This is a genomic window from Mesorhizobium sp. M4B.F.Ca.ET.089.01.1.1 (genome assembly GCF_004022605.1).
Taxonomy (GTDB): domain Bacteria; phylum Pseudomonadota; class Alphaproteobacteria; order Rhizobiales; family Rhizobiaceae; genus Mesorhizobium; species Mesorhizobium abyssinicae.
Map to the genome: position 1 here is coordinate 1 of NZ_RZOS01000500.1, position 3,763 is coordinate 3,763.

Below are 3,763 nucleotides of genomic sequence, written 5' to 3' on the forward strand. Positions count from 1 at the left end.
CCTTCGAAGGCGGCGAAGGGGCAGGCAAGTCGACGCAGATCGAGCGGCTGGCAAAGCGGATGCGTGCCAAGAAATACGACGTCCTCGTCACCCGCGAGCCCGGCGGCTCGCCGGGCGCCGAGGCAGTTCGGCACGTGTTGCTTTCCGGCGCTGCCGAGCCCTTCGGCCCGAAGATGGAGGCGCTGCTGTTCGCCGCCGCGCGTTCCGACCATGTCGAGCAGGTCATCCGACCGGCAGTGGAGCGCGGATCGATCGTGCTTTGCGACCGCTTCATCGATTCCTCGCGTGTCTACCAGGGCGTCACCGGCGGTCTGGATCCGGCCTTCATGGAGACGCTGGAGGAGGTCGCCATCAACGGCATGGTGCCCGACATGACCCTGGTCTTCGACATCGATCCGGCCGAAGGCCTGCGGCGCGCCACAGCCCGCCGCGGCGCCAATGACGGTCCAGATCGTTTCGAGAAGGAAACGCTCGATATCCACCGCCGCAGGCGCGATGCTTTCCTCGCCATCGCCGCCGCCGAGCCGGGGCGCTGCATCGTCATCGACGCCTCCGCCGACCCGGACACGGTGGAAAACGTCGTCACCGCCGCCGTCTTCGCCGCGCTTGAGACGATGACGCCGGCCGAGCAGCGGCAGACAGCCCCGGCATGATCTTCGAACGCATCGCCCCCGAGCAGCACGACACGCTGGACGGCGTGCCGGAACCGTCCGAGACGGCTCGCCTCATCGGCCACGGTCAGGCGGCTTCCATGCTCGCCACTGCCTATCGCGCCGGCAAACTGCCGCATGCGCTGATCCTCGCCGGACCGGTCGGCATCGGCAAGGCGACGCTCGCCTTTCACCTCGCGCATCATCTCCTGAAGCACCCGGCATTCGAGCGGGCGCCGGACGTTATCGCTCAGCCGGACCCGGCCTCATCGCTGTTTCGCCAGATCGCCACCGGGGCGCATCCTTCGGTGCTCCACCTGACCCGGCCGGCGAACGACAAGACCAAGAGCTTCAAGACGGTCGTCACCGTGGACGAGATCCGCAGGGTCAGCCGCTTCCTGTCGATGACCTCGCATGACGGCAGCTACCGGGTCGTGATCGTCGACCCGGCCGACGACATGAATACCAATGCCGCCAACGCCTTGCTCAAGAGTCTCGAAGAGCCGCCGGCGCGCACCCTGTTCATCCTCATCGTGCACGCCCCGGGCAGCCTTTTGCCGACGATCCGCTCGCGCTGCCAGATGGTGCGCCTGACGCCGCTCGGCGACGAGGAACTGATGACCGTTCTGCAAGGCATCGAGCCGCCACCACCCGAGGAGCCTGCGGCGCGCGCGGCACTTGCCGAGCGGGCAGGGGGCAGCGCCCGCAACGCCATCCTTCTGACGCAGTATGGCGGGCTGGAGATCGCCGCCGCGCTCGACGCCCTTGTTGCGGCGAGGAAGGGCGACGTCGCCGGCGCCCACCGGCTGGCCGAGGCGGTTGCCGGCCGCGACCAGGCGATCCAGTTCGACATCTTCAACCGACACGCGCTCGACCTGTTGTCCTCACGCGCCAGCGAGGCGGCACTCGCCGGCGATCTAGCGCGGGCCAAGGCTCTGTCCGAAGCTTGGCAGGAAGCCCAGAACGCTATATCTGAGACCGAGACCTACAATCTCGACAAGAAGCAGCACGCTCTGATCATGATCGACCGCCTGAATTCTGCGATGCGAATGTGATGGCCCGCTCGGGATGGCAATCGCCATGCCGATAGGATATCCACCCCCACAACTCACATTCAGACTTTCATGACGGTTCATTCATGTCACGCGACACATTCTACATCACGACTGCGATTTCCTACCCGAACGGCAAGCCGCATATCGGCCATGCCTACGAACTGATCGCCACCGACGCGCTCGCCCGCTTCCAGCGCCTTGACGGCAAGCAGGTCTTCTTCCTCACCGGCACCGACGAGCACGGCATCAAGATGCTGCAGACGGCGCGCAAGGATGGGCTCTCGCCGCGCGAACTTGCCGACCGCAACTCAGCCGAGTTCAGGCGCATGGCGGCGGTGCTCAACGCCTCCAATGATGATTTCATCCGCACCACCGAGGAGCGCCACTACGCGTCCTCGCAGGCGATCTGGAAGGCGATGGCCGCCAATGGCGATATCTACAAGGGTGGATATGCCGGCTGGTATTCGGTGCGCGACGAGGCCTATTACGGCGAGGAGGAGACCGAGGTTCGCGCCGACAACGTCCGCTACGGGCCGCAGGGGACGCCGGTCGAATGGGTCGAGGAAGAGAGCTATTTCTTCCGGCTTTCGGCCTATCAGGACAAGCTCATAGCGCTTTACGAAAGCCAGCCCGACTTCATCGGCCCCGCAGAGCGGCGCAACGAGGTGATGAGTTTCGTCAAGTCGGGGCTGAAGGACCTGTCGGTCTCGCGCACCACTTTCGACTGGGGCGTGCCGGTGCCTGGCGACGAGAAGCACGTGATGTATGTGTGGGTCGACGCCTTGACCAACTACATCACCGGCCTTGGCTATCCCGATGAAAACGATGATAAATGGAAGTTCTGGCCGGCGGATGCCCATATCATCGGCAAGGATATTGTGCGCTTCCACGCCGTCTATTGGCCGGCCTTCCTGATGTCGGCGGGAATCCCGCTGCCCAAGCGCGTCTTCGGCCACGGCTTCCTGTTCAACCGCGGCGAGAAGATGTCGAAATCGGTCGGCAACGTCATCGACCCGTTCACCATGGCCGAGCACTACGGCGTCGACCAGGTGCGCTATTTCTTCCTGCGCGAGGTGCCATTCGGCCAGGACGGCAACTACAGCCATGAAGCGATCGTCAACCGCACCAACGCCGATCTCGCCAACGGGCTCGGCAATCTGGCACAGCGCTCGCTGTCGATGATCGCCAAGAACTGCGGCGGCGTGGTGCCGACGCGCGGCGAACTGGCGGAGGCCGACACGGCGATCCTCGACCAGGCCGTGGAAGCTCTTACAGTGGCGCGCAGGGCGATGGCGGAGCAGGGCATCCACCTGGCGCTGGCGGCGATCTTCGGCGTGGTGGCGGAAGCCGATCGCTATTTCGCCTCCCAGGAGCCTTGGGCGCTGCGGAAAACCGATCCGACCCGCATGGAGACCGTGCTGTGGACGACGGCCGAGGTCGTGCGGCGGGTGACGGTGCTGTGCCAGCCCTTCATCCCGGGATCAGCGGCGAAGCTGCTCGATCTGCTGGCGGTGCCGGCGGACAGGCGCGGTTTCGAGCATGTCCACGCCGATCACGCGCTGGTGCCAGGCACGCCGCTGCCGGCGCCGGAGGGCGTTTTCCCGCGCTATGTCGAGCAGGATGCCAAAGCCTGATGCTCGTTGACAGCCATTGCCATCTCGACTTTCCGGACTTCGCCGAGGAGCGGGCGGCGATCGTCGCCCGCGCCCTGGCGGCCGGCATCGCTCGCATGGTGACGATCTCGACGCGCGTGAAGCGTTTTCAGCAAATCCTTGAAATTGCTGAAACTTTTAACGAGGTCTATTGCTCCGTCGGTACCCATCCGCACAATGCGGCGGAAGAGCTCGATGTGACCACCGACGAGTTGGTGCGGCTCTCCGCGCACCCAAAAGTGGTGGCGATCGGCGAGGCCGGGTTGGACTACTTCTACGACAAGGCGCCGCGCGATGCGCAGGCGCAAGGCTTGCGCACCCATATCGCCGCCGCGCGCCAGACCGGCCTGCCGCTGGTCATCCATTCGCGCGATGCCGACGACGATATGGCCGCAATCCTCGAGGA

At 65.2% G+C, this 3,763-nt stretch carries 4 protein-coding genes; all 4 read left to right on the forward strand.

Going from position 1 to position 3,763, the window contains the following annotated elements; all coding sequences use genetic code 11:
* Nucleotides 1-653 (forward strand): dTMP kinase (tmk, locus tag EN780_RS29390; RefSeq protein WP_128276044.1); only part of this gene is annotated, 653 nt, incomplete at its 5' end.
* On the forward strand, nt 650-1,705 hold the full coding sequence (locus EN780_RS29395) for a DNA polymerase III subunit delta' (RefSeq protein WP_128276045.1): 1,056 nt from the start codon (nt 650-652) through the stop codon (nt 1,703-1,705). The genes tmk and EN780_RS29395, both read left to right, overlap by 4 nt.
* 83 nt (nt 1,706-1,788) lie before the next feature.
* Nucleotides 1,789-3,339: a methionine--tRNA ligase gene (gene metG, locus EN780_RS29400; protein ID WP_128276046.1), complete on the forward strand. Its 1,551-nt coding sequence runs from the start codon at nt 1,789-1,791 to the stop codon at nt 3,337-3,339.
* A partial coding sequence (locus EN780_RS29405; protein ID WP_133372760.1) for a TatD family hydrolase occupies nt 3,339-3,763 on the forward strand: 425 nt, incomplete at its 3' end. The genes metG and EN780_RS29405, both read left to right, overlap by 1 nt.

What these genes read in the sequence shown, in the direction of transcription:
- EN780_RS29395 (WP_128276045.1), top strand. Translation starts at nt 650, where the DNA reads ATGATCTTCGAACGCATCGCCCCCGAGCAGCACGACACGCTGGACGGC.
- metG (WP_128276046.1), top strand. Translation starts at nt 1,789, where the DNA reads ATGTCACGCGACACATTCTACATCACGACTGCGATTTCCTACCCGAAC.